This window comes from Chryseobacterium sp. MEBOG07 (genome assembly GCF_021869745.1).
In the GTDB taxonomy this organism is placed as follows: domain Bacteria; phylum Bacteroidota; class Bacteroidia; order Flavobacteriales; family Weeksellaceae; genus Chryseobacterium; species Chryseobacterium viscerum.
The window spans coordinates 5157928-5184168 of record NZ_CP084579.1 but is presented as its reverse complement, the minus strand read 5'-3'; the positions used below and the strand labels follow the sequence as shown (position 1 = coordinate 5184168).

General features: G+C 38.0%; 20 protein-coding genes. 10 read left to right on the top strand and 10 right to left on the bottom strand.

Annotated features, from left to right (window positions below; translation table 11 throughout):
- The 9 genes from LF886_RS23865 to LF886_RS23825 form a co-directional block, all read left to right on the top strand.
- On the top strand, positions 1–1017 hold a 1017-nt coding region (locus LF886_RS23865; RefSeq protein WP_236852095.1), incomplete at its 5' end, for an MFS transporter.
- A gap of 33 nt (positions 1018–1050) precedes the next feature.
- Positions 1051–2022: a glycoside hydrolase family 130 protein gene (locus LF886_RS23860; RefSeq protein ID WP_103231114.1), complete on the top strand. Its 972-nt coding sequence runs from the start codon at positions 1051–1053 to the stop codon at positions 2020–2022.
- A gap of 130 nt (positions 2023–2152) precedes the next feature.
- On the top strand, positions 2153–4384 hold the full coding sequence (locus LF886_RS23855) for a GH92 family glycosyl hydrolase (RefSeq protein ID WP_236852094.1): 2232 nt from the start codon (positions 2153–2155) through the stop codon (positions 4382–4384).
- 32 nt (positions 4385–4416) lie between these two features.
- Entirely contained in the window at positions 4417–5844 is a 1428-nt protein-coding gene (locus LF886_RS23850; protein ID WP_236852093.1) for a glycoside hydrolase family 125 protein, read from the top strand.
- 138 nt (positions 5845–5982) lie between these two features.
- Entirely contained in the window at positions 5983–8106 is a 2124-nt protein-coding gene (locus LF886_RS23845; protein ID WP_236852092.1) for an endo-beta-N-acetylglucosaminidase H, read from the top strand.
- Positions 8107–8163: 57 nt separating this feature from the next.
- The gene (locus tag LF886_RS23840; protein WP_236852091.1) at positions 8164–10572 is read left to right on the top strand and encodes an endo-beta-N-acetylglucosaminidase H; all 2409 of its coding nucleotides are present in this window, start codon (positions 8164–8166) and stop codon (positions 10570–10572) included.
- 132 nt (positions 10573–10704) lie between these two features.
- Positions 10705–11565 carry an ROK family protein gene (locus LF886_RS23835; protein WP_236852090.1) on the top strand — a complete coding sequence of 287 codons (861 nt, stop codon included), beginning with the start codon at positions 10705–10707 and terminating at the stop codon, positions 11563–11565.
- Between the two features lie 21 nt (positions 11566–11586).
- Positions 11587–13869, top strand: coding sequence for a GH92 family glycosyl hydrolase (locus LF886_RS23830; protein ID WP_236852089.1), 2283 nt, complete (start codon positions 11587–11589; stop codon positions 13867–13869).
- 25 nt (positions 13870–13894) lie between these two features.
- A complete protein-coding gene (locus tag LF886_RS23825; protein ID WP_236852088.1) occupies positions 13895–14392 on the top strand; it encodes a phosphoheptose isomerase in 498 nt (165 codons plus the stop codon).
- 246 nt (positions 14393–14638) lie between these two features.
- Here the strand turns inward: LF886_RS23825 and LF886_RS23820 are convergent, their stop codons facing one another.
- The 5 genes from LF886_RS23820 to LF886_RS23800 all read right to left on the bottom strand — a co-directional run bounded on the left by LF886_RS23820 (position 14639) and on the right by LF886_RS23800 (position 20908).
- Positions 14639–17344, bottom strand: coding sequence for a TonB-dependent receptor domain-containing protein (locus tag LF886_RS23820; protein WP_236852087.1), 2706 nt, complete (start codon positions 17342–17344; stop codon positions 14639–14641).
- Positions 17345–17412: 68 nt separating this feature from the next.
- On the bottom strand, positions 17413–17748 hold the full coding sequence (locus tag LF886_RS23815) for a hypothetical protein (RefSeq protein WP_228409964.1): 336 nt from the start codon (positions 17746–17748) through the stop codon (positions 17413–17415).
- 46 nt (positions 17749–17794) lie between these two features.
- Complete coding sequence (locus tag LF886_RS23810; RefSeq protein WP_410685282.1) at positions 17795–18436, bottom strand: hypothetical protein; 642 nt, start codon at positions 18434–18436, stop codon at positions 17795–17797.
- A gap of 72 nt (positions 18437–18508) precedes the next feature.
- Positions 18509–19195 (bottom strand): response regulator transcription factor, encoded by a 687-nt coding sequence (locus LF886_RS23805; RefSeq protein ID WP_103231104.1) that lies wholly within the window; start codon positions 19193–19195, stop codon positions 18509–18511.
- Between the two features lie 168 nt (positions 19196–19363).
- A complete protein-coding gene (locus tag LF886_RS23800) occupies positions 19364–20908 on the bottom strand; it encodes a sensor histidine kinase (protein ID WP_236852085.1) in 1545 nt (514 codons plus the stop codon).
- 201 nt (positions 20909–21109) lie between these two features.
- On the opposite strand from LF886_RS23800, the gene LF886_RS23795 reads away from it, so the two are divergent.
- Positions 21110–21604 carry an SRPBCC domain-containing protein gene (locus tag LF886_RS23795; protein WP_236852084.1) on the top strand — a complete coding sequence of 165 codons (495 nt, stop codon included), beginning with the start codon at positions 21110–21112 and terminating at the stop codon, positions 21602–21604.
- Between the two features lie 78 nt (positions 21605–21682).
- On the opposite strand, the gene LF886_RS23790 is transcribed toward LF886_RS23795, so the two are convergent.
- The 5 genes from LF886_RS23790 to LF886_RS23770 form a co-directional block, all read right to left on the bottom strand.
- Positions 21683–22024 carry a hypothetical protein gene (locus LF886_RS23790; protein WP_236852083.1) on the bottom strand — a complete coding sequence of 114 codons (342 nt, stop codon included), beginning with the start codon at positions 22022–22024 and terminating at the stop codon, positions 21683–21685.
- A gap of 43 nt (positions 22025–22067) precedes the next feature.
- Positions 22068–22427 (bottom strand): four helix bundle protein, encoded by a 360-nt coding sequence (locus LF886_RS23785; protein ID WP_236852082.1) that lies wholly within the window; start codon positions 22425–22427, stop codon positions 22068–22070.
- Positions 22428–22434: 7 nt separating this feature from the next.
- Complete coding sequence (locus tag LF886_RS23780; protein WP_236852081.1) at positions 22435–24480, bottom strand: S9 family peptidase; 2046 nt, start codon at positions 24478–24480, stop codon at positions 22435–22437.
- A gap of 170 nt (positions 24481–24650) precedes the next feature.
- On the bottom strand, positions 24651–25391 hold the full coding sequence (locus tag LF886_RS23775; protein ID WP_236854349.1) for a uroporphyrinogen-III synthase: 741 nt from the start codon (positions 25389–25391) through the stop codon (positions 24651–24653).
- Between the two features lie 12 nt (positions 25392–25403).
- Positions 25404–25970 carry a DUF4271 domain-containing protein gene (locus tag LF886_RS23770; protein WP_236854348.1) on the bottom strand — a complete coding sequence of 189 codons (567 nt, stop codon included), beginning with the start codon at positions 25968–25970 and terminating at the stop codon, positions 25404–25406.
- Positions 25971–26241 lie beyond the last annotated feature (271 nt).

The window sequence follows — 26241 nt, the reverse complement described above, 5'->3', positions numbered from 1 at the left end:
GCACTAAGTCTACCATTGAATGACTTTTTCAAATACAGTATCGCTCTTTTTGCAGTTGTTGCATTTTGTGGTGCAACGCATGATGTAGTAGCAGACGGAACCTATATTGGCTTTCTTACCAATAAAGAGCAGGCACAATATATTGGCTGGCAAGGTGCTTTTTACAACCTGGCCAAGATTATCAGCAGTGGAGCATTGGTTTATTTTGCGGGATTTTTAGAAAAAACAAAAGGAGTTACCCATGCGTGGATGATTATCATGATCATCTATGCATTATTATTTTTTGTGCTGGGTATTTATCATTATCTGATTCTGCCTAAAGAAAACAAAGAAGAACAGAAAAAAGAAAAAACAGCAGGAAATATTCGTAAAGAACTACTGGAAGTTATTACTTCTTTCTTTACCAAAAAGAATATTTTATGGTCTATACTTTTCATTATTCTGTATCGCTTTGCAGAAGGATTTGCAATCAAAATAGCGCCCTTGTTTTTTAAAGCGCCCAGAACTTCGGGAGGATTAGGACTTTCCACATCGGATATCGGACTTGTCTATGGAACGTATGGTTCTGCGGCATTCATCTTAGGCTCTGTGCTGGCAGGATATTTTATCTCAGCCCGTGGATTAAAAAGATCATTGATATGGCTGTGCTGTGCATTCAATATTCCGTTTGTGGTCTATGCATTATTGGCTCACTATCAACCAGCTGACCTTTTACCGGTAGGAATTGCCGTTGTAATAGAATATTTCGGTTATGGCTTTGGCTTTGTAGGATTAATGCTCTACATGATGCAGCAGATTGCTCCCGGAAAGCACAAAACGGCCCATTACGCATTTGCCACAGGCATTATGAACCTTGGAGTGATGATTCCCGGAATGTTCAGTGGAATGATCAGTGACTGGATCGGATACAAAATGTTCTTTATCTGGGTCCTGGTTGCTACAATTCCGGCATTTTTGGTGACTTTATTCGTCCCTTTCCCTTATTCAGAAAATCAAAAAGAACAACAGATCAGTTAGTAATAATTTAAAATAAAAAGTAAAAAATACTTTATGACAGCTCAATCAGTAATGATCCCTTGGCAGGATCGCCCGGAAGGTTGCAATGATATCATGTGGAGGTTTTCCGAAAACCCGATCATTAACAGATACGCGATACCAACATCCAACAGTATATTCAACAGTGCGGTGATCCCTTTTGAAGATGGTTTTGCCGGAGTGTTCCGTTGTGATAATAAAGCGGTACAGATGAATATTTTTGCTGGTTTCAGTAAAGATGGAATCAATTGGGACATCAATCATGATCCTATTGAAATGCAGGCAGGAAATACCGATATGATTGAATCCGATTACAAATATGACCCACGTGTTACTTTTATAGAAGACCGCTACTGGATCACCTGGTGTAACGGATATAACGGACCTACCATCGGAATTGGGTATACATTTGATTTTAAAGAATTTTTTCAGTGTGAAAATGCTTTTCTTCCCTTCAATAGAAACGGAGTTTTGTTCCCTGAAAAAATCAATGGTAAATATGCCATGTTGAGCCGTCCGAGTGATAACGGGCATACGCCTTTCGGAGATATTTATATCAGCTACAGCCCTGATATGAAGTATTGGGGAGAACACCGTTGTGTAATGAAAGTGACTCCTTTCGAAGATAGTGCATGGCAGTGTACAAAGATCGGAGGAGGCCCCGTTCCTATCAAAACAGAAGAAGGATGGCTGCTTTTCTATCATGGAGTGATCAATACCTGCAGAGGATTCAGATATTCAATGGGAGCAGCTTTGCTTGATCTTGAAGATCCTACCAAAGTATTGTACAGAACGAAGCCTTATCTGTTGGCTCCGGCCGAATCATATGAACTGACAGGAGATGTGCCGAATGTGGTTTTCCCTTGTGCAGCATTGACTGAAGGAGATAAAGTAACAGTATATTACGGTGCTGCTGATACCGTGGTTGCTATTGCCTTTGGATATATCTCAGAAATTATTGATTTTATGAAAAAGAATTCAATTTAATACAGTAATATAAAGTTTAGGAAAATAGGTTAACCATCTTAATTTTTTCCCGTTTTCTGGGAATTTTATAATGGTTTTCCTATTTTTAAACCAGCTTTTAAACAAAAAAATCTCCGATACCTCTCTTATCATGAAAAAAGAACTGCTTATCTGCCTTTTTACAACCCTGATTTCTGTAGCCAATGCACAGCAAAATAAAAATGATGTCTTATCCTGGGTAGATCCTTTCATAGGCACAGGAGGGCATGGGCATACATTTCCGGGGGCAACTACGCCATTCGGGATGATACAGCTGAGTCCGGATCAGAATACAAAAAGTGGCGACTGGGACTGGTGTTCCGGATATCATTACAGCAGTAAGACGATCATGGGATTCAGTCATAATCACCTTAGCGGAACAGGTTGGGCAGATCTTGGAGATATTCTGGTAATGCCTACCGTGGGACAGGTAAAAATGGTTCCCGGATCAGAAGAAGCCCCTGAAACTGGTTACCGTTCAAGATTTACACATGATAAAGAAGTTGCGTCTCCCGGATATTATTCCGTAATGCTGGACAGCTATGGAATCAAAGCAGAGCTTACCACTTCTCCAAGAGTCGGATTTCATAAATATACTTTCCCAAAAAGTGAAGAGGCCAATATCATCATTGACCCAACTAATAAAATCTTCGGAAATATCTACCACACTTTGGTGAGTGTAGAAGGCAATAATAAAATCAAAGGGTACTGCTACAGCAATGGCTGGGGAGGTAAACGGTTTGCTTACTTCGTGATGGAGTTCTCCAAGCCGTTTAAATCTTACGGTGTTTATGCTGACGGGAAAATTAAAAACGATGAAAAAATTGCTCTTGCTAAGGATGCGAAAGCCTTTGTAAGATTCTCAACAGAAGACCAGGAAAGCATTGAAGTAAAGGTGTCTTTATCTCCGGTGAGCACAGAAAATGCACAGGAAAACTTCGATGCCGAAGCAAAAAATATAGACTTTGCAAAAGCGAAAGAAACTGCCCAAAAGACATGGAGAGATCTGATCGGCAGATTCCAGGTGACAGGAGGAACCAACAGCCAGAGAAAAATCTTCTATACCGGGGTTTACCATACTTTTATTGCGCCTAACCTTTATATGGACGTCAATGGAGATTATGTTGCTGCTCAGGAAAACATGAATACCAAATGGTTTACGAACTACAGTACTTATTCTTACTGGGACGGATTCAGAGCGACTCACCCGTTGCTGACTATAATGGATCAGAAACATACTAAAGAATTTGCGAACTCTCTGATCAGCAGATATACAGATCGTAAAGACCACATGCCAATCTGGGAACTGTGTGGATATGATAATTTCTGTATGCTGGGATATCACAGTGCATCGGTAATCTGGGATGCCATTTCAAAAGGAGTTCCGGGTATTGATGGAGAAAAAGCATTTGCTGCAATGAAAGATGCTTCTTTAACAGATAAAATGAGCAGCAGCGATGGAGGCGGAGGTCTTAATGATTATATCAAATTAGGCTACACCCCATCAGAAAACGGAGCTTCAGTTTCTGCAACACTGGAATATTCATATGATGACTGGTGTATTCAGCAGCTTGCAGAAAAACTAGGGAAGAAAGACGAAGCAGAAGTGTATAAAAAACGTTCTATGAACTTCCTGAATACCTTCAACAAAGAAAATAACCATTTCTGGCCAAGACAGAAAGACGGAAAATTCTTAGCAGATTTCACCCTTAACGACTGGAAGAAATTGCAGCCACACTGGGTTTCAGGAAATATCTGGGCCTATGATTTCTTTGTGCCACATCAGATCGACGAAATGATGAATCTCTACGGTGGGAAAAAAGGATTTGAAGAAAAACTGGATAAAACCTTTACAGAGGCTCTGCATATGGAAGGGGAACAGCATGTAGACATCTCAGGATTCATCGGATCTTTAGGATTTGGAGATGAACCTGGACATCATGTTCCATACCTGTACAATTATGCAGGAAGCCCATACAAGACTCAAAAAATGGTAAAATATATCCGCGACAATATGTACGCAGCCAAACCTGATGGAATCGTTAATAACGAAGACTGCGGGCAAATGTCAGCATGGTATATTTTCTCTTCATTAGGATTCTATCCTGTGACACCGGGGAAACCTGTTTATGCCATCGGAGCTCCACAATTCCCGAAAGCTTCTTTGCAACTGGAAAACGGAAAAACTTTTACGGTGATCGCAGATAAAATATCCGATAAGAATATCTACGTACAGAAAATGTTCCTGAACGGGAAAGAATACAAAAGCTGGGAACTGAACCACAGCGATATCATGAACGGTGGCGAACTGAGATTTGTAATGGGAAGCAAACCGGTAAAATAAGACTCATAAAAATAAACGAAACAAAAGTATCAATGGAAAGGAGAAATTTTATTAAAACAAGTGCACTGGCAGGAGCCGGATTGCTGTTTACTCAGAATGTTTTTGCTAAAAATTTAGTGCTGGACGATTTTCCTGTTGTCCGTGTTCCTAAAGATAAAAGACATTTTACCAGCGAATCCGTAGAAAGTGCTATTGCAGCGTTTAAAAAGAAAGTAAAAAACAAAGAACTAAGCTGGCTCTTTGAAAACTGCTTCCCGAATACATTAGATACTACTGTTTACTATACAGAAACCGGCGGAACACCGGATACATATGTGATCACTGGGGATATTGATGCGATGTGGCTTCGTGACAGTTCCGCACAGGTTTTTCCTTATCTGCAGTTCTCGAAAAAAGATGAAAAACTGCATAAACTGATCTCAGGAGTGATCCATAAACAGACCACTTTCATTCTAAAAGATCCATATGCTAATGCTTTCTACAACGATGATCAGAAGATCAGTAAATGGAAAGAATACGACCATACCGATATGAAACCGGGAACCCATGAAAGAAAGTGGGAAATTGACTCTCTTTGCTATCCTATTCGTCTGGCATACCACTTCTGGAAAATAACAGGAGATACAAAACCTTTCGATGCCAACTGGTTGAAAGGGATTAAACTTACCCTGCAGACCTTTACAGAACAGCAGAGAAAACATGATCTTGGACCTTACAAATTTGAGCGTACCACGGCTTGGGCCACAGACGGAGTTCCTATGGGAGGATATGGCTACCCGACGAAACCTGTAGGGCTTATCAGCTCTATGTTCCGCCCAAGTGATGATGCTACCATCTACGGATTCCTGATCCCTTCCAACTTATTTGCGGTAGTAAGCTTACGTCAGGCTGCAGAAATGGTTGCTCAGATAAAAAATGAAAAAACATTGGCTCAACAACTGAACAGCCTTGCTGATGAGGTAGAGGCAGCCATTAAAAAATACGGAATTTACAATCATCCTGAGTTCGGAAAAATATATGCTTTTGAAGTAAATGGCTTCGGAAGTTATAATCTGATGGATGATGCAAACTGTCCTAGTTTACTGGGATTACCTTATCTGGATGCGGTGAAAGCTGATGACCCTGTTTACTTGAATACAAGAAAATTTGTGTGGTCAGAAAACAACCCGTTCTTCTTCAAAGGTAAGCTGGCAGAAGGGATAGGTGGTCCGCATATCGGACTGGACATGATCTGGCCAATGAGTATCATTATGAAGGCTCTCACTACAAAAGACAAAAGTGAGATCAAATGGAGCATAGATACCTTACAGAAAACGCACGGCGGGACAGGCTTTATGCATGAATCCTTCCATAAAGACAATGACAAGAAATTTACCAGAGAATGGTTTGCATGGTCGAATACCTTATTTGGCGAATTGTTATGGAAAACCTTTAACGAAAACCCTGAGCTACTGACATAGCCCTCCCTTTTATATGGTTTATTCATCTGAGGTGCTTTCTCTAAAAAGAAAGTATCAGGGGAATGCTATATCAAAATCAAACACCAAAAACACCTTAAAAAATTATACAATGAAAAAAAATCCATCTTTACCGCGCTGATGGCAGTGATGCTTCAGTCAGGTTCTCTGATTAATGCACAACAGCTTAATCCTACAGGAATATGCTATGTGGAAGTGAACAACAACAACCTCCTGAATGCAGGAGCGTACAAACTGCAGACATCGAACAGCTATCTGTTCAATGTGGTGAATATTTTTGCGGCTAATATTAATTATGATACCAGCCGTGGAAGAGCGTATCTGTATTCCAATAACAACGTTACCAAGGTTCTTACCAATGCAGATACCTACATAAAACCGCTTCAGCAAAAAGGAATGAAAGTAGTACTGACTATTTTGGGGAATCACCAGGGAGCAGGAATCTGTAATTTTCCTACCCGTGAAGCCGCAAAAGACTTTGCATTACAGCTTGCCAATACAGTGAATACCTATGGTCTTGATGGAATTGATTTTGATGATGAATATTCAGAATATGGAAAGAACGGAACGGGACAGCCTAATGACAGTTCTTTTGTCATGCTTGTTCAGGAGCTAAGAGCATTATTACCGAATAAAATTATTTCATTCTATTATTACGGAGATGCCGCTTCAAGACTTTCCTGGAACGGAGCCAGAGTAGGAGATAATGTTAACTATAGCTGGAATGCGATGTACGGAACATTCTCTGCTCCAAATGTTCCCCCTCTTACCAAAGCACAAATCTCTCCGGCAGCCGTATGGATGGGAAATACTTCCAATTCTACAACCACCAGTCTGGCAACTCAGACTAAAAATGGAGGCTATGGCGTGTTCATGTGGTATGATTTGCATGGAACTAATGAAACGTCACAACTTTCTGCAGGAACTCAGACATTGTACGGAGAGCAGACTGTTTTAAGCGGAACTCTACAATCGTGGACACAAGGGACCAATTGTGATGCTCCTATCGGATTATACACTAGCAATCTTACAGGAACAAGTGCAAAACTGAACTGGTCAGCCGTAGGAACCAATACTTATGATATTGATTATAAATCAGCTTCTTCAACAACATGGACAAATGCCGTGTCAGCAACGAGTTCTACTTCTTTAACGGTTTCCGGCTTAACAGCCAATACCGAATACGACTGGAGAATCAGAACTAATTGCAGCGTGAAAAGTGCCTACATGTTTGCCCCAAGATTTAAAAGCACTTCAGGAACAACACCTACAGGATCTTACGCATTATCTCTGGATGGAACCAGTGAATCTGGAGCTGCCGGAAATCTTACACTGAGCGGATCTGCATTGTCTTTTGAAGGATGGATCAAACCTTCGTCATTCAAATCAGCGTCTCCTTATATTTCTTCTATCATGGGAACAGAAGTAAGCGACAGCAATTCTGCATTCTTACGATTAGGAGATGCCGGCCTGGCCAATAATAAATTACAGTTTGTAGTAAGTATTAATAATGTACAGCAAAAACTGGCTTCTGCAACTGCCTTGAATGCCAATACATGGTATCATGTGGCGGCTACCTATGATGGAACCAATATGAAGTTGTATATCAACGGAGCTCTGGATGCAACCAAAGCGCAGACCGGAAGTGTGAATTCAACAGGCGCATTCAATGTAGGATATTTATATAACACGTCAAGAAACTTCAATGGGAAAGTAGATGAGGTAAGAGTTTGGAAACGGGCTTTGAGTCAGACAGAAATCAGTCAGAATATGTGTAATGTATCCGTTCCGGCTACTTCACTGGCTGCGTATTGGAAGTTTAATGAAGGAAGTGGTTCTTCCGTTCAGGATACCTCAGGAAACGGAGTGACTTTAACGTTAACGGGTGTTGATGCTTCCAATTGGGGAACAGATGTACCATGTACAACAGGAAGTTCAGCATCGGCAAGAACCGGGGGAAGTCAAAAAGCTGTAAGCGGAGGACAAGTAAGCGTTAAAAATCAAATAAAATTATACCCTAATCCGGCAAGCAAATCTTCATCATTGACAGTTTCTGTTCCGGATGAATACAGCAAAGGAAAATTAACGGTTTATGATTTTAATGGAAGAATTATAGACACAAAATCACTGAATTCCGGAGATAATCAATATGAATTGACCAAACTTTCAGCAGGAAACTATATCGTTCAGTTTGAATCTCATGATGGAAGCCTAAAACAATCCGAAAAACTAATTGTAAAATAACAACCCCTGTCATTGGGCTTCGGCCCAATGATTTTTCTACTACAAAATTGATATACTATGAGAAAAAAATCCTTTTTTATTCCCCTTATGGCCCTGATGCTTCAGGCAGCCCCGTTGCTCAAAGCACAGCAGCTAAACCCTTTGGGAGTCTGCTATGTGGAAGTGAACAACAACAATATGCTGAATGCAGGTTCTTATACATTACATAATACCAACAGACAGCTTTTTGATGTTGCCATTATTTTTGCAGCGAATATCAACTATGATGTTTCCAAAAACCGTGCTTATATTTCAAATAATAACAACGTTACCAAAGTCCTGAATGATGTCAATACTTATGTAAAACCTTTACAGCAAAAAGGAATTAAAGTATTGCTGGATCTTTTAGGAAATCACCAGGGAGCCGGAATTTCTAATTTTCCAAACCGTGAAGCAGCAAAAGATTTTGCTCTGCAGGTGGCTCATACCGTTTATACCTATGGTTTGGATGGAGTAGACCTGGATGATGAATATGCAGGATACGGAAATAACGGAACCGGACAGCCTAATAACAGTTCTTTTGTAATGTTATTACAGGAATTGAAAGCAGCAATGCCAGATAAACTGATTACGTTCTATTATTATGGCCCAGCTACGACAAGACAAACTTATAATGGAGATTTGGCAGGAAATTATATCAACTACACCTGGAATGCCATGTATAGTACCTACAATGCACCTGTTGTTCCTCCTCTTGATAAAAGTAAAATTTCTGCTGCTGCAACCTGGATTCTTAATTCTAATTCAGGATCTACATCTGCTACAACGCTTGCTAGTTTAGCAACCAGCACAAAAAATGATCAATATGGAGTGTTTATGTGGTATGATTTGGGTGGAACTGATGTTGCCAATTATCTGAGTACAGGTTCCAATATTCTTTACAACGAAAATACACTCTTAAGCGGACAATTATATTCATGGTCTCAGGGACAAAGCTGCGATCCTCCATTGGGACTGGATATTTCCAATGTAACGGGAACTTCAGCAAAACTGAACTGGACGTCCAATGCTTCCCAGTCTTATAATATTGATTACAAACCTGCGAATTCAACAGTATGGACAAACGCAGCCAATAATTATTCAGGAAATAATATTGTCATCAACAACCTTACTCTGAATACAGACTATGATTGGAGAATACAGTCTAACTGCTCTCCTACATTAACAAGTACTTATATTTTTGCACCAAGGTTTAACTCCGGAAGTGGCTGCACTACGCCATCAGGATTAACTTCCGGAAGTTTCCTTGGTAATACAGCTCAATTATCATGGGATGCAGGAAATGCAACTTCATATACGCTGCAATATAAAACGACAGCAGCAACGACATGGTCTGAAATTCCGAATATTACAACCAACTCTTATTCATTACAAAACCTTACGCCTAATACAGGCTATGTGTGGAAAGTACAGGCTTCATGTGCGGGAGGAGCTACAAGTACCTATTCAGGAGAAGGGGCATTCAACAGCGGTTTTACCCCTGTTACAAGTCCTGGTGCAAGATCACTTTCTTTTAACGGAAGTACCCACTACCTTAATGCAGGGCAATTTAACTTAAGCGGAAATGCTATGACATTCGAAGGATGGGTAAAAGTAAATGCTTTCAAAACAGGCTTCCCTTACATCTCATCAGTAATGGGTGTTGAAGTAGGAGATAATAACTCAGCAATGCTTAGATTCGGGGACGGGAACCTGGCGAACAACAAACTTCAGTTTATCTTGAGTTTCGGTTCATCACAGGTAAAATTGAATACGAATACAGCATTTAATACCAATACATGGTATCATATTGCGGCTACTTATGATGGTGCAGCAATGAAAATTTATGTCAATGGAACTCTTGATGCAAGCTTTGCGGTAACAGGTAACTTTGCAGCAAACGGTATTCTTTATCTGGGTAGAAATTATGATAATTCCCGTACAATCAATGGTTTCCTGGATGAGTTCAGAGTTTGGAAAAAAGCATTGACACCACAGGAAATATTGAGCAATAGCTGTAATGTTCCTGCCAACTCTACGGGCCTTGAAGCCAACTGGAAAATGGATGAGGGAAGTGGTTTAGGAGCATTAGATGCTACGGCAAACACTCATTTTGCTACCCTTGTCAATATGACAGATACCAACTGGAGAACAGATGTTGCCTGTGCGTCATCTCTTGCAGTGAAAGATATTGAATCCGTAAAAGAGAGCAGTTCCGTTTACCCGAATCCTGTGAAACGAGGAAATGATATTCATTTTGCCATCAGTGACAACTCTGCAAGTGAAGTCGCATTGTATGATGCATCAGGAAAACTATTCAAAAAACAGAACATTAATCAAAATAATAATGCAGTCAATACACAGGATTTAATCAGTGGTACTTATATTTACAAGATTACATCCACAAATAGTAAACTAATATCGACGGGTAAAATTATTGTAAAGTAAGATTCAGATAATAAGATCGTTATCAGAATTAATAATATAAAGTCTGAAATACAAAGCAGACAGACAGGATATGTACTCCTGTTTGTCTGTTTTTTCAGTCACAGGGATGTCTTGAATTTAAAATAAAAAATAATGCAGAATATAGTAGGAATCGATATTGGAGGGTCACACATCACGCTGGCTCAGGTAGATCCGGAAAAACGTAAAATCATTTCTTCAACCTATGTAAGAGAACATGTAGATGCTTTTGAAAATAAAGAGGTTATTTTCGCGGCTTGGGTTTCAGCCATTGATAAAGTGGCTCATGATCTGGTAAAAGAAGATCTTTTAATCGGTATTGCAATGCCGGGACCTTTCGATTATGAAAAAGGAATATCATTAATGCAGCAGGGAAAATTCATTGATATCTATCAGGTGAATATCAAAGAAGAACTGGCAAAAAGATTGTCTGTTTCTCAGGAGCAGATTCATTTTGTAAATGATGCCGCAGCCTTCATGGAAGGAGAAGTATTCGGAGGATGTGCTCAGGGATTCAACAGTGCTTTTGGAGTGACTCTCGGTACAGGATTGGGAACGACTTTCTTCAACGGAGAATTTGCTACCGATGAAGACTTATGGGATTCTCCTTTTAAAGATTCTATCAGTGAAGATTATCTGGCAACACGCTGGTTTGTAAATCGCTACAAAGATTTGACCGGAGAAGAAATTTCAGGAACCAAAGATTTGTTGGATAAATCTACTGAAATACAGACCAAAATATTTGATGAATATGCAGATTCTTTCTCAGAATTTATCGTGAAATATGTAAATCATTACAAACCGGAAGTTTTAGTTATAGGAGGTAATATTGCGAAAGCATATCCTCACTTTGAGCAAAGATTTATTCAGAATTTAACAAAGAATAATATTAACTTGCAGGTTAAAATTTCTGCCATATTTGAAGATGCAGCCATTCTTGGAGCTGCCAGCTATGCATTAAAAAAGCGTATATAAATTAACAAACGAAACGATACAATGAAGTTTATATTTTCTACTTGCTTACTGCTATTACAGGCCTGGGCCTTTGGTCAGAACATATCTCCCGTAGATTATGTGAATCCTTTGATGGGAACTCAGTCAAAACCTTCCTTATCCAACGGAAATACCTATCCGGCAGTCGGACTTCCATGGGGAATGAATATCTGGACCCCACAGACCGGTAAGATGGGTGACGGATGGGCGTATAGTTACGATGCAGATAAAATAAAAGGATTTAAACAAACCCACCAGCCTTCTCCATGGATGAATGATTATGGCGCATTTGCCATCATGCCGGGAGTAGGGAAAGTAAAATTTAAAGAAGAAGACAGAGCGAGCTGGTTCAGCCATAAAGCTGAGGTTACTACGCCTTACTTTTATAGTGTTTATCTTGCGGATATCAATGTAACCACAGAATTTACCCCTACGGAAAGAGCTTCTTATTTTAAATTTGATTTTCCAAAAACAGACAGTGCTTACATCGTTGTGGATGCATTGAACAAAGGTTCTTACATCAAGATTTTACCGAAAGAAAGAAAAATCCTGGGCTATACCACAAAATATTCTACCGGGAAATATGATAATTTTAAAAACTACTTCGTCGTTCAGTTTGATAAAGATTTTGAACTGACAAAAACCTGGAAAGATGATAAACTGGTTAATGATCAGTTAGAAATTACCAGCGATCATACAGGTGCTGTAGTAGGCTTTAAGCTTAAAAATAAAGAAACGGTGTATGCAAAAGTTGCCTCTTCATTCATCAGCTTTGAACAGGCAGAACTGAATCTTAAAAGAGAAATCGGAACCAAAAATTTTGAACAGGTAAAAACCGATGCGAAAAACATCTGGAACCAAACATTAGGAAAAATAGAGGTAAAAGGAGGAACAGATCAGCAGATGAGAACCTTTTATTCCTCTTTATACAGAACTTTGTTCTTCCCGCAAAAATTATATGAGATTGATGCCCAGAACAAAATAAAACACTGGAGCCCTTACAACGGTAAAATTGCAGATGGAAAAATGTTTGCAGGAACCGGTTTCTGGGATACCTTCCGTGCTTTGTACCCTTTCCTGAACCTGGTGTATCCAAGCATCAATGTAGAAATGCAGGAAGGATTGGCGAATGCTTACAAAGAAGGAGGATTCTTACCAGAATGGAGCAGCCCAGGATATTCTGATATTATGATTGGAAATAATTCTGCATCCGTAGTGGCAGATGCTTATATCAAAGGACTTCGTGGATATGATACGGAAGCTCTTTGGCAGGCCGTAAAACACGGAGCGAATAATGCAGGCCCTATAGAAGCTGTAGGCCGTGCGGGAGTAGAATATTATAATACATTAGGCTATGTACCTTACGATGTGAAAATCAATGAAAATGCAGCAAGAACATTAGAGTATGCATATGATGACTTTTCAATTTATCAGTTAGGAAAAGCATTAGGAAAACCCGCTTCTGAAATTGATATTTATAAGAAAAGAGCCTACAATTACAAAAATGTCTTTGACAAGGAAACAGGCTTAATGCGTGGTAAAAATAAAGACGGTAATTTCCAGAACCCTTTCAATCCTTTCAAATGGGGAGATGCCTTTACAGAAGGGAACAGCTGGCATTATACATGGTCTGTTTTTCAGGATATTGACGGTCTGTCAGAATTGATGGGAGGAAAGAAGAAATTTGAAGCCAAATTAGATGAGATATTCTCATTGCCACCGGTTTTTGATGACAGTTATTATGGAGGCGTTATCCACGAGATCAGAGAAATGCAGATCATGAATATGGGACAGTATGCTCACGGAAATCAGCCTATCCAGCACATGATCTACCTGTATAACTATGCAGGATCACCTTACAAAACTCAATATTGGGCAAGACAGGTGATGAATAAACTGTATCACGCGACTCCTGATGGATATTGTGGTGACGAAGATAACGGACAGACTTCTGCATGGTATATTTTCTCAGCCCTTGGGTTTTATCCGGTGACGCCGGCAACAGATCAGTACGTATTAGGAGCACCATTGTTTAAAGAAGCTACCATTCACCTTGAAAATGGTAAGAAAATTGAAATAAAAGCTCCGGAAAACAATGCCGAAAATCTATACGTAAAATCATTGAACGTAAACCAACAGCCTTATTCCAAAAACTGGCTGAGCCATAAAGAACTGATGAAAGGAGCTGTTTTAGACTTTAAAATGGACAACAAGCCTAATAAAGAAAGAGGGGCACAGGAAAAAGATTTTCCATATTCAATGTCAAAAGAAGAATCAAATAAATAATTTTTAATTTAGAAATACAAACTGTATGAGTACAGAAAAAAAAGAAATATTCGACAGAGTAGAGAGCATGCTGCAGACACAGGGTTTTAACATCGCAGCAAAAGATGATACAAGACCATGGGGAGGATTCTTTGTGATTGATGAAACACAGGCACAGGATTTTGCCAACCAGTATTTTGATGGTATCGATGTTGAAAACCTGAGAATAGGAGGGAAGCTTAGCCCAAAGATTCTTATCGTTGCTCCTGAAGCAAGATTAAGCTGGCAGTATCACCACAGAAGAGCCGAAATCTGGCAGGTGGTAGAAGGAACTGTAGGCATCAAAAGAAGTGCAACAGATGAAGAAGGAGAATTAGGAGAATATGGTCCAAAAGATCAGGTGAAACTTCAGCAGGGCGAAAGACACAGATTGATAGGTCTTGCAGGCTGGGGAATTGTAGCCGAAATCTGGCAGCATACCGATACATCCAATCCTTCGGATGAAGATGATATCGTAAGAGTACAGGACGACTTTGGAAGATAAATAAAAAAATCCGCTTCATTGAAGCGGATTTTTTTATTGGTTAGGAAGCTTGAGGCTGGAAGATGGGAGTTACTGGAAGTTGTTAAAACTCATTGTTTTCTTCCATTACTCATGCTGAATTTACAGGCTGATGCCAAAAAATAAACCTTATAGATCTCCGAGACCTATAAGGTTTTGTTTATTCAGGTTTTATCCTCAATAAGATAAAAACTTTACATGCTTGTAGGCACTTCCAGCTTCCCGCCTTTAAAATGTCACATCCAATCCCACATAGAAGTTAGCCTTCATAATAGGTGCATACACCATTCCTCCATCAAAATAATTTCCGAAAGGATTTTTAAAATCTACAATCGCATTTTTCTGATAATAAGAAGTCAGGTTTTCTCCACCTACATAAGCTCTGATTTTTTTATTGAAATTTCTTGAGATCTGAGCATTAAGAACCGCATAAGATTCAGAATAAGTCGGTAACTGAAACTCTGCCGGATTCGTTGACGTATCAGGAAGTCTCTGCTTTCCGACCCAGTTTAAAGTCGTATCAAAACTCCAGAATCCTCCATTATTATTCTTGTTGGTTGAATATGCTAGGTTTACAAATCCTCTGTGCTTAGCCATAAAAGGAACTTCTCTTCTTCCTCCGATATAATCAGCCTGTACATCATAATACTTATAGGCAAGCCTTACATCAAAATTTTTGAAAGGAGTAAAATCCCACTGCGTTTGGAATGAATTCGCAAATGATTTTCCTTCCAGATTATAGAATGTCAACTGTTGAGGAGACTTGTCCAAATCTACCAATACCTGATCCTGGAAATCTGTTCTGAAGAAATCGGCAATAATACTGGATTTTCTTCCGAATAACTTAAATTCCTGTTGTAAGCTGGCACCATAGTTCCACGCGATTTCAGGTCTTAACCCATAAATATTTCCTCCGTTTGATAAAATATTAATCGCTCTGTTCGATGCAAAATACTGTTGGCTTTCCGCAAATACATTCGCTGTTCTGAATCCTCTTCCCGCAGAAAGTCTTAAAATAGTCTGGGGCGTAAAATCATACTTGAAATTTAGTCTTGGCGTAAACTGAGTTCCTGCCAGATTATGAAAATCTACTCTCGTTCCTGCTACCAATGTATATTTTAAACCTGTTAAAGTATATTCGGCAAAAATTCCCGGTACAATTTCATTCCTTCTCAGGTCGTTCGTTAAATACGTTTCTTTATACCCATCATATAAGAAACTTGCACCAGCTTTATACTTATGATTGGTATTTCCGATGATGCTTTCAAAAATTAAATTGGAATAATAGGTTTGCTGCTGTCCTGCATAATTTCTCAATCCAAAGAAACTATCCTGCTGGTGATACACATATTGGTTCATCCAACCGATACTTTGGTAAGGTTTTCCTTTAAAAACATACCCCGTTTTATTCCAAACCTGGAATCTTGAAATATCAATTCCTACACCGTAAGGAGACTGCTTATCCTGAGCCAGTTTTTTATCGAAACCAACCTGTCCCGCAGTTCTTTCATCTCGGATAAAATTAATACCGAAGTGAGATCCGAATCCAGACTTTTCAAGATCATTATAATTCAGCAAATAAGCGGCATTGATCTGTGTTCCTTTCGGTCTGTCAAGAAAACCGTCATCATTCATATCCGTGTTTCCGAATGTTCCGTTTCCGTGAAGAAGAAAAGTTTGTGACCATTTATCGTTGATGGGAGAAACATTGGTAATATTTATCTCTGCTCTTCCATTGAAGTCAGAAAAAAGATTCAGTGACGTTTCAGGAGTCTTTGCATTCTTCAAAAGTTCTGTATTGATCTGTCCTGTGATACTTTCATACCCGTTGGTTACGGTACTTCCACCTTTAGTCAGCTGAATGCTTTCAATCCATCTTCCCGGAATAAAGTTTAGTCCGTACGCAGAAGCCAATCCTCTGATTTCGGGTAGTTGTTCCTTCGTTAAGCTTGTATATTTTTGATCCAGACCAAGCATTTTCAGCTGTTTTGTTCCTGTAACGGCATTGCTGAAAGAAACGTCAACGGTTGCATTGGTTTCGAAACTTTCAGACAAATTACAACAAGCTGCCTTTAACAGCTCTTTTTTATCAATATTAAAAACAAGTCCGGCTTCTTTCTTACTCAAAGCTGTTGCAGCCTTAGAGCCCGTTACGACAACACCGTCAATGTTTTTTTCATGTTGAGAATGATCCTCTTTAGCGGGTGAAGTTTCATGGTCTTTATGATCTTCATGTTTTACTCCTTCTTCATAATGTACTTTGGGATTAGCCTCACCAAAAGTAAAGTCTCTGTCATACAGACAACACCCCGGAAGCCCATTGTATACAGCATCTGAAGCCTTATACTTTTCATTATCATGACCCGCATCAGCAATTGCTTTTAAAATCTTATCCGATGAGGTTTTTGATGGATCAAAATTTAAAGTAACGGTTTGTTTCTCTGCATTCCATTCTGCAGTGTTGGCACCGGCATCTTTTGATGCTTTTTCAATTCTGGCTTTACATGAAGCACAGTTTCCTCTTACGTAGAACTCGTTTTCTTTTTTAGCGGAAACATTAGCATCTGCATGGTGCTCATGATGAGGTTCTGCCTGTGAAAGCTGTGCCTCTCTGTCGTAATGACAACATCCCGGAAGTCCTTCATAGGTGCTGTCAGAAGCTTTGAATTTTTCATTATCATGACCTGCATCAGCTACTTTCTTTAGAATGTCATCGGTAGATACCTTGTCTGTTTCTAAAGTTAATGTCTGAAGATCAACAGAATATACTGCTGTTTTTGCACCTGCTTTTTTAGCTGCACTTTCAATTCTTGTTTTGCACATTTCGCAGTTCCCTTTTACCTTGAACTGGTTTTTTGAAAGTGTTTGAGCAGATATAAATTGTGTAAATAGGAATAATGCACCAAGTATAAACCTGGAAATATGTAATTTCATTTTGTTTAAAGTTTAAATTAATTAAAAAACAGTCCATTAAGTAGTATAATGAACGCGTTATATTTTAATTAACCTATCTTGGGCGGCTGCCAGATTTCCTTTAAACTATCTGAAAGATAAGGATCTGAATATTGAAACTGAGGATTCTTATTCGCTTTGTAATAAGACAGTTCCAGACGTAAGTTTTTTGAGAAAGGAGTTTCAATAAAGGTATAGCAAGCAATACATGATGAACAGCAGTCGTCATTGCATGATTTTGTTTTGTCATCTTTGCTTCCTTCTTTTGAAGAATGGTTTTTGCAGCAGTCACTTTTTTTCGAAGATTCTGCTTTACAGCATGTTTCCTGCATCCCTTGCGCATAGAAGTTATCCTTGGGAATTAAAAAAACTCCCAAGCAAAACACGATTGCAAGTATGTGAAACAGCTTCATTTCTGCAAAAATACAAAATTTATGGCAAAGGATCACCAACTTTTAGAGAACAGCTGTGCCATGGTGCTCCATGTGCTGGGTTTAATTTGGGTTTTTCGCCCATAGCCAGGTTCTGTGCAGCGGGTGCAGGAGCTGGAGTTGTCTGTATTACATTTTGAGCTGGCTGAGCGGCTAAAGCGGGTTTACTGCTTAATGGCTGTCCTACCGCAATATCACATCGGTGTCCTGGCTGCCCGTGTGGAGGGTTCATTCCCGGAGCAGTCTTTACTTGTTTTCCGGAGTTGTCAATTGCGACTTTTCCTGGTGACATTGCATTAGGATCAATCTGGATGACCTTATTTCCGCCTGTGTTTATATTTTGTGGCGTAGGAGTGGCTGCAGGAGCACTATTCAAGGGCTGTCCCACCTGGATATCGCATCGGTGTCCGGGTTGTCCGTGTGGAGGATTCATACCGGGTGCAGCAGCCATTGGAGCCGGAGCGGAGGTAGATTGAATACCTGCCTGGTCCATCAGGGCTGTTTTTGAGGTGGTATTAAGGGCTACGTTGGGCTGTCCAGCGTTGGCTTCTTCTTTTAAATAAGTTGCTTTTTCATCCTTTTTACAAGATGCAGCTAATAGTGATACGGTGATCAAACCTATAAATGTATTCTTCATATCCATGGGTATGAAACAAAATTAGCAAAACATTTTCAATTGTTTTGCTAATTTTATATTTATAATTCGATTTTCGGATTAATTTTTCACCAAAAGTCTGAATCCTTCTCCGTGAACGTTGATAATTTCCAATCCTTCGTCATCTTTTAATAATTTACGAAGCTTTGCAATATACACGTCCATACTTCTTGCTGTAAAGTAATTTTCCTTTTTCCAGATCTTTCTTAAAGCAAGATCTCTAGGCATGAAATCATTTCTATGGATGCAAAGAAGCTTCAATAATTCATTTTCTTTAGGAGAAAGCTTGTATTCTTTATCACCTACTTTCAATTGTCTCAACATAGAGTCGAAGAAAATATTGCTGATCTTGAACTGCTCCTGCTCTTCATTTTCCAATGTAGAACTTCTCTGAAGAATAGCCTTTATTTTGTATAAAAGAAGCTCTGTATCAAAAGGTTTGGTGATATAATCATCAGCGCCCAACTGATAGCCTTTCAAAATATCTTCTCTCATATTTCTTGCGGTAAGGAATATGATTGGGGTATTTTTATCAATCTTTTTTACATCTTCAGCTAATGAAAATCCGTCTTTTTTTGGCATCATTACGTCGAATATGCAGATGTCGAATTCATTTTCCGTGAATTCTTTAAGTCCCTGCTCTCCATCAATGGCAAGTGTTACTTCAAAATTATTGATTGTCAAATAATCTTTAAGCACCGCCCCGAAACTCTGATCGTCCTCTACTAATAATATTCTGTTGCTCATAACTTTTAATAATTAATAATTAACAATTAAGAATGAACTTTCTCACTCTATCTTCTATATTTTGATATTTGGTTTAATTTTTCATAATTGATGAATAATAAATGATAATCGATTTTGAAATCGGCCTTTTATCATATATGGTTTATCATCGATCATTGATATTCTTTTCTAGCTCATCGGTAGTTTTATCGTGAACGTACTTCCTTTTCCTTTATAAGATTCTACGATAATCTCTCCTTTGTGCAGTTCTACAATTTTCTTGACGTAGGAAAGTCCTAATCCCTGTCCTTTTACATTGTGAATATTTCCGGTTTCTTCTCTGAAGAATTTTTCGAAAATTTTGGTTTTATTCTGCGTATCCATTCCCATTCCTTTATCGGAAATCTGAATGACATACCAGTGGCCTTCATTTTTGGTTTCTACATGTATTTCCGGTGCTTCAGGAGAATACTTATTGGCATTATCCAGCAGGTTGACCAGCATATTTGAGATATGGAATTCGTCTATTTTAAAAATATAATGAGTTGCATTGAACTTCTGTGTAAGGGCTCCGTTTCTTTGCTGTACAATCAGATTGAAGGATTCCGTAGTTTTTTTAATCAGTTCTCTTACATTGGCTTCTTTTAAAAACAATTCTACTTCATTTCTTTCAAGCTTAGACATATTCAGAATGTTTTCCACCTGCTTTTTCATCCTTAAGTTTTCCTGCTTGATCAGCTCCGAGTAATACTTTACCTTATCCGGGTTGGTTGCAATCTTATCATTAGCCAAAGAATCTGTTGCTACAGAAATAGTTGCTAATGGTGTTTTAAACTCGTGGGACATATTGTTGATGAAGTCTGTTTTTACTTCAGCAAGCTTTTTCTGCCTCATCATATAATTGATGGAAATAATATAAATCCCAAGAATAGTAAGAAGAGAAAGAAATGTTCCCAGCAGCATCGGCCAGTTGTTCATCGCCAGGGAATATTCTTTTTTAGGGAAAACAAGTGCGAGACTGTATAGCGTATTTTTTTTATCAGCAAAAAGAGGAAAACTATAGATATTACTGTCTTTTTTCTCTTTGTATGCCTTATTTACAATACTTGTCAGTTTATTGCTGCGGTCTAGAACTCCATATCCGAACTTGGCAGTGATGCCTCTTATTTTAAGTTCTTTAGCAATGACGGAATCAAGTGTTTTGGGATCTACTCTTTTGGTGATAGGAAGGTTGTTCCCATATACTTTCACAAACTCTTTCATGGAGTAGTCTCCAGTTTCAATCTCCTGATTGATGTCTGTGGTAAGAAGCTCACGATTGGTAGTGTCTCTTTTTATTTTGTAGGCCGCTTCGTCTGTATATAAAGTAGTCAGCTTGATAGAATCTCCTTTTTGAGAAATCGGAAGCTGAGTGTTTTCAATAATATTTTTGGAATAAATAATCTGTCTCTGAGTACCAGAGTCTGCTACCTGCTGAATTGTAGTTAAAGACGGCTGTTTGCTGTTTGCAAGAATATTTTTCCTGAAATCTTTATAATCCTGATTCAGGTATTTGTCTGCTTCAATTTCTTCAATACTTTTTGAAGTACTTTCCAAAACCGCATACACTTTATTTGAAAAATCCTGTTCCAATACGCCGTAATAGCCTTTCAACCAATAAAATTGGAGCGTCACAAAGACAATCAGTGAGATTGTCATAAACACTGAAATTATTGGGATGAATTTGTTATTCATTATTTAATTATATATGTTTTCGAAAGATGAATGTTAAAATTAATTGTTTTAAGACTACATAAACAAAAAACGAGCCAAAAAATTGTTTTATTTTTCTTAAAAGAGTGTTTTTTAACAATTATTTATGAATTATCTTTTACTTGTCATATGAAAAGTCCCACCCAGTAAATAAAATGCTAACTTTATTAAAAATAATTATTTATGGAATCTAACATCATTTTCAACAAAGATTTTGAAGAGCACAGTATTTATGTCATGAAGATTTATAAAGCTGATCCTTCAACGGTATGGAATTATTTTACCAAAGCTGAATTATTGGATCAATGGTGGGGACCCAAACCCTGGAAATGTGAAACGATACATCAGGATTTCAGAGAAGGAGGAGTCTGGATGTATACAATGATAGGTCCAAACGGAGAAAAAGGACCCATGTATTCTCAATCTGAGTACGGAGAAATTAGAGAACACAGAAGTCTTGACTGGATGAGTGCTTTCTGCGATGAAAAAGGAAATGTCAATGAAGATTTTCCGAGGTCAAAATGGCTGATCAGCTTTACGGGAGTGGAAGAGGGAACCAAAGTGACCATTAATATCCGTTACCATTCTCAGGAAGTTATGAAAAAGATACTGGAAATGGGATTTGAAGGTGGTTTTAGTATGGGCTTGAATCAGCTGGAGGAAATCTTACAATCATAAGATGATGAAGTTAAGAGTAGTAAATCTAATCTCAATAGTCTAAAATATAAAAGCTTGGAAAATATCCAAGCTTTATTTTTATATCAATTCTTCTTCCTGAAAATACTGAATAATTGCCTTTTTCATAAGCAATGACTGCTCATTGGGCTTCAATTCCGGAAGTCCTTCCAGTTTCTCAAACTGAGGCCATCCGTCTTCATAGTGTGTGAATTTATAATATCCAAAAGGTTCAAGTAATCTGCAGACTGCAATATGAATCAGGTTCACTTTGTCTTCTTTTGTATATTTCTGCTGACCGCTTCCCAGTTCCTGTAAACCAATCAGAAATAAAAGGGTTTCAATGGGAGGGTTCTTTTCAGTCTGGAAGTTGTCTTCGAAAAACTGTTCTATTTTTTTCCAATATTCGGACTCGTTAATCATAATTTTATGAATAGTAAATGATTATTGATAAATGATAAAGCAACTACTTTAGCATTTTTCTATATGAAGAAGTTACTTTTAGTATTTCTTCAGTTTTGATTTTTATATCTGTTAAAATTTCTTTTTGAGCATATTCCAGTTCTTCCAGCATTTCTATCCAAAATAAAGTTTCGTCAGTTTCCTCTATTACAATCGATATTTTTGAAAATCTTTCAGCTTTTGATCTTGCTCTGCACATTGCTCTATAATTAGCAGCCATTGAAGTTGAAGACCGAAATATCTGCTTTCTGATAACTGCAAAGGCTTCATTATAGGGTAGTTTTGATAATTCCTTAATAATTATGATGGCTAGCTGCTTTGTTTTAGAAGCAAAAATTGCATTATAATCCGGACTATCCATCATTTATCATTTATGAATTATCATTTATCTTTAAAAGGAATGCGTACTCTAAAGCATCTTCTTTCAATGATTCAAATCTTCCGCTGGCACCTCCATGTCCGGAGCTCATGTCAGTTTTAAAAACTAAGATATTATCATTTGTTTTTAATTCTCTCAGTTTTGCAGTCCATTTGGCAGGCTCCCAATACTGTACCTGAGAATCATGGAATCCTGTCGTGATCAGCATATGTGGATAATCTTTTGCCTCTACATTATCATAAGGAGAGTAGTCTTTCATATAATGATAATATTCTTTATCATTTGGATTTCCCCATTCGTCATATTCCCCGGTGGTCAAAGGAATAGTATCATCCAGCATCGTACTCACAACATCCACGAAAGGAACCTGTGCTACAATTCCGTTGAATAACTGAGGCTCATAATTAACTACAGCTCCTACCAACAATCCTCCGGCACTTCCTCCCATCGCATATAGATGCCTTGATGAAGTATAATTTTCTTTGATTAAATATCTTCCTGCATCTATGAAGTCGAAGAACGTATTTTTCTTGAACAACATTTTTCCATCCTCATACCATTCTCTTCCCAAATATTCTCCACCACGGATGTGAGCGATAGCATAAATAAATCCTCTGTCCAGGATAGATAACCTTACATTTGAAAAACTAGCATCTACAGTATGTCCATAACTTCCATATCCATATAGAAGAAGTGGAGTGTCAGCAGATTTTTTGGTGTCTTTGTGATAGACTAATGAGATTGGAATTTTTGTTTCTCCATCTCTCGAGTCTGCCCATATTCTTTCTGAAATATAATTTTCCGGGAAAAATTGCCCACCCAGTACTTCCTGTTGTTTTAGAAGTTTGGTGGTCTTTTCTTTCATGTCGTACTCATAAGTGGAGCTGGGCTGTGTAAGAGAGGTATAACCGTAACGTAGAATTTCAGTATCAAATTCCAGGTTGATTCCTATATACGAAGTATAAGTGGGATCAGAGAAAGGTAAATAATAAGATTCCTGAGTCTTTTCATCAATGATTTTGATCTGAAGCAGCCCTCTTTCTCTTTCCTCTAGTACGAGGTAATCTTTGAAAATTTCAAAACCTTCCAATAAAACTTCTGCACGGTGGGGGATAACATCTACCCAGTTTTCCATACCACAGTTGTTGATCTTGGTTTTTACGATCTTGAAATTGATAGCATCATCAGCATTGGTGATAATGTAAAATTCATCTTCGTAATGCTCTACAGAATATTCAAGGTCGTCTATTCTTGGCTGGATCACTTTCCATTCTGCAAATACATTGTCAGAAGGGATGAAGTGATGCTCATCAGAAATAGTACTTGAACTTGCAATAAAAATATATTGCATTGATTTTGTTTTGAATACATTGACGTCAAAAGTATCATCCTTTTCATGAAAGATCAGAACATCTTCTGAAGAGTCTGTTCCCAGCTGATGTCTGTATACCTGAAATGCACGAAGACTTTTATCTTTTCTGATATAAAAAACGTGTTGATTATCATTGGCCCAGACGGCTTTTCCTGTTGTATTAGGAATTGTATCCTGAAGTATTTCTCCTGTCTTTAAGCTTTTAAAGTTGAGTGTATAAATTCTTCTTCCTACATTATCTGAAGAAAAAGAGGCAAGTTCATTATTAGGACTTACGGCTAGACTTCCCACTTCAAAGAAATCTTGACCGTCTGCTAAAATATTAACGTCAAGTACAATTTCCTCTTCGTTATCTAGACTTTTATGTTTTCTGCAGAAAATAGGATATTCTTTCCCTTCTTCATAGCGTACAATATACCAGTAACCATTAAAGAAATAGGGAAGAGATTCATCATCCTTTTTATAACGGGCTTTCATCTCTTCGAAAAGTTCTTCCTGAAGAGTTTCCGTATCTTTCATGATGAATTCTTCGTAGGCATTTTCTTCTTCAATATATTTGATGACTTCAGGGTTTTCCCTTTCATTCAGCCAAAAGTAATTATCAACTCTTTTATCGCCGTGTATTTCTAATATTTGTTCTATTTTTTTTGCCTGTGGAGCTTTCATCCGTATATTTTAATTTTTTATTGAGGAAGATCTGTCTTTATACTTTTCTTCTGAAAGTAAGTGATTTACACAGAGATCCCATTCAATGTTAATTTTCGTTCAAATTTAGGTAAAAAAAAACCATCTTTCCTTTATTGAAAAGACGGTTGATAGTATTTTTATAGTAAAAACTATTTGTGAAGTGCTTTAATATACTTTTCAAGGGCCATTGTCATGGAAGGAGTTTCCTTCGTAGGCGCCATTAAGTCTACTTTTAATCCTGCTTCTTCTGCAGCGGCCAAAGTCGTGTTTCCAAAAACACCAATCTTTGTTTCCTCTTGCTTGAAGTCAGGGAAGTTTTGTTGTAGCGATTTGATTCCTTGTGGACTGAAGAAGATCAACATGTCATAATCTTTGGCGTTGATATCAGTAAGGTCGCTGCATACAGTACGGTACATAATTGCTCTTGTCCAGTCTACATTAGATGCATCCATGGTTTTTACAGTATCCGCGCTTAGAACATCTGAAGATGGTAACAGATATTTTTCAGTTGGGAATTTTTTGAAAAGAGGAAGCAGGTCTGAGAAATTTTTCTCCCCAAAGCTGATTTTTCTTTTTCTGTAAACAATATGTTTTTGAAGGTAGTTGGCAATTGCTTCCGACTGGCAGATATATCTCATTGTATCCGGAACGGCAAAACGCAGTTCTTCTGCTAGTCTGAAGTAATGGTCAATCGCATTTTTACTGGTAAAAATAATACCGGTATACTGCGTCAGATCTATTTTCTGTGTTCTGAGCTCTTTATTGTCAACCCCTTCGACGTGGATAAAAGGACGGAAATCAATCTTTATTTTTTCCTTCTTCGCTATATCCAAGTATGGAGAAGACTCACTAGGCGCTGGTTGAGAAACCAATATAGACTTTATTCTCATCATTGACATTTATTAAAAAAATAACAACTTCCAAAGCAATAATAATGGTGTGATTTGGAGGGTGCAAATATACAAAAATTTATAATACCATTTCTCGGGAAGAATCTTGTTCTTGTGAAATAAGTAGAAAAAAACTTTGAAAATGAATACAAAGGAAAAGAAGCATAAATAATAAAAAAACATTTTATTTCTGTCTATGGGGAAGTAATAGTGGGCTACACAAAGAATTATTAGCAAAAAAGAAAGAATGAAATAAAATTTTGTGGAGGTAAAATAAAAAATAGTCCATTTTTTTCCATCCCCTATACTTTGATAAAATAAAAACCCTAATGTTGATTTTATTAAATAAAAAAACAACACAGCCAGCAAAGTATACCCAAATTTATTAAGCTGATACCCGAAAAGCTGAAGATCGGCAATATACTTCGGAACAATAGGAATATACTGTGAAATTAATATAGACAGCGTAAGCGTAGTCACACATGAAGTGATAATCCAGCTGGGAAGGTTGTTGCTTGCATCAAAATATTTCTGAAGCAGAAAATCTTTGAGACTGGCATCCCTTTCTATGATGTTCATCATAAAAACATATAAAAATATACAGCCCACGAGGATGAAAATTACCCAGTCATTATTCTCAGGTATTCTTACATGATTGATGAAGTGTTGTGATGATGGCAAAATTTAAGCTTTTTTATTTATTATTTAACTTCAGATAACACAACCCGGCATAGATTTTCCTATCACCTGATCTATGAATTTGCAGCTAAAATACTTACTCTTATCGATTTTACGTAGTGTCCAGATCTGTTGAATATAAGTTTCTGGTCCATCCGCTGAATCCGTGATA

What these genes read in the sequence shown, in the direction of transcription:
- LF886_RS23800 (WP_236852085.1), bottom strand. Translation starts at nt 20,908, where the DNA reads ATGAATAACAAATTCATCCCAATAATTTCAGTGTTTATGACAATCTCA.
- LF886_RS23845 (WP_236852092.1), top strand. Translation starts at nt 5,983, where the DNA reads ATGGCAGTGATGCTTCAGTCAGGTTCTCTGATTAATGCACAACAGCTT.
- LF886_RS23835 (WP_236852090.1), top strand. Translation starts at nt 10,705, where the DNA reads ATGCAGAATATAGTAGGAATCGATATTGGAGGGTCACACATCACGCTG.
- LF886_RS23810 (WP_410685282.1), bottom strand. Translation starts at nt 18,436, where the DNA reads ATGGATATGAAGAATACATTTATAGGTTTGATCACCGTATCACTATTA.
- LF886_RS23840 (WP_236852091.1), top strand. Translation starts at nt 8,164, where the DNA reads ATGAGAAAAAAATCCTTTTTTATTCCCCTTATGGCCCTGATGCTTCAG.
- LF886_RS23830 (WP_236852089.1), top strand. Translation starts at nt 11,587, where the DNA reads ATGAAGTTTATATTTTCTACTTGCTTACTGCTATTACAGGCCTGGGCC.
- LF886_RS23785 (WP_236852082.1), bottom strand. Translation starts at nt 22,427, where the DNA reads ATGATGGATAGTCCGGATTATAATGCAATTTTTGCTTCTAAAACAAAG.
- LF886_RS23790 (WP_236852083.1), bottom strand. Translation starts at nt 22,024, where the DNA reads ATGATTAACGAGTCCGAATATTGGAAAAAAATAGAACAGTTTTTCGAA.
- LF886_RS23780 (WP_236852081.1), bottom strand. Translation starts at nt 24,480, where the DNA reads ATGAAAGCTCCACAGGCAAAAAAAATAGAACAAATATTAGAAATACAC.
- LF886_RS23775 (WP_236854349.1), bottom strand. Translation starts at nt 25,391, where the DNA reads ATGAGAATAAAGTCTATATTGGTTTCTCAACCAGCGCCTAGTGAGTCT.
- LF886_RS23855 (WP_236852094.1), top strand. Translation starts at nt 2,153, where the DNA reads ATGAAAAAAGAACTGCTTATCTGCCTTTTTACAACCCTGATTTCTGTA.
- LF886_RS23825 (WP_236852088.1), top strand. Translation starts at nt 13,895, where the DNA reads ATGAGTACAGAAAAAAAAGAAATATTCGACAGAGTAGAGAGCATGCTG.
- LF886_RS23860 (WP_103231114.1), top strand. Translation starts at nt 1,051, where the DNA reads ATGACAGCTCAATCAGTAATGATCCCTTGGCAGGATCGCCCGGAAGGT.
- LF886_RS23805 (WP_103231104.1), bottom strand. Translation starts at nt 19,195, where the DNA reads ATGAGCAACAGAATATTATTAGTAGAGGACGATCAGAGTTTCGGGGCG.
- LF886_RS23850 (WP_236852093.1), top strand. Translation starts at nt 4,417, where the DNA reads ATGGAAAGGAGAAATTTTATTAAAACAAGTGCACTGGCAGGAGCCGGA.
- LF886_RS23795 (WP_236852084.1), top strand. Translation starts at nt 21,110, where the DNA reads ATGGAATCTAACATCATTTTCAACAAAGATTTTGAAGAGCACAGTATT.
- LF886_RS23820 (WP_236852087.1), bottom strand. Translation starts at nt 17,344, where the DNA reads ATGAAATTACATATTTCCAGGTTTATACTTGGTGCATTATTCCTATTT.
- LF886_RS23770 (WP_236854348.1), bottom strand. Translation starts at nt 25,970, where the DNA reads ATGAACATCATAGAAAGGGATGCCAGTCTCAAAGATTTTCTGCTTCAG.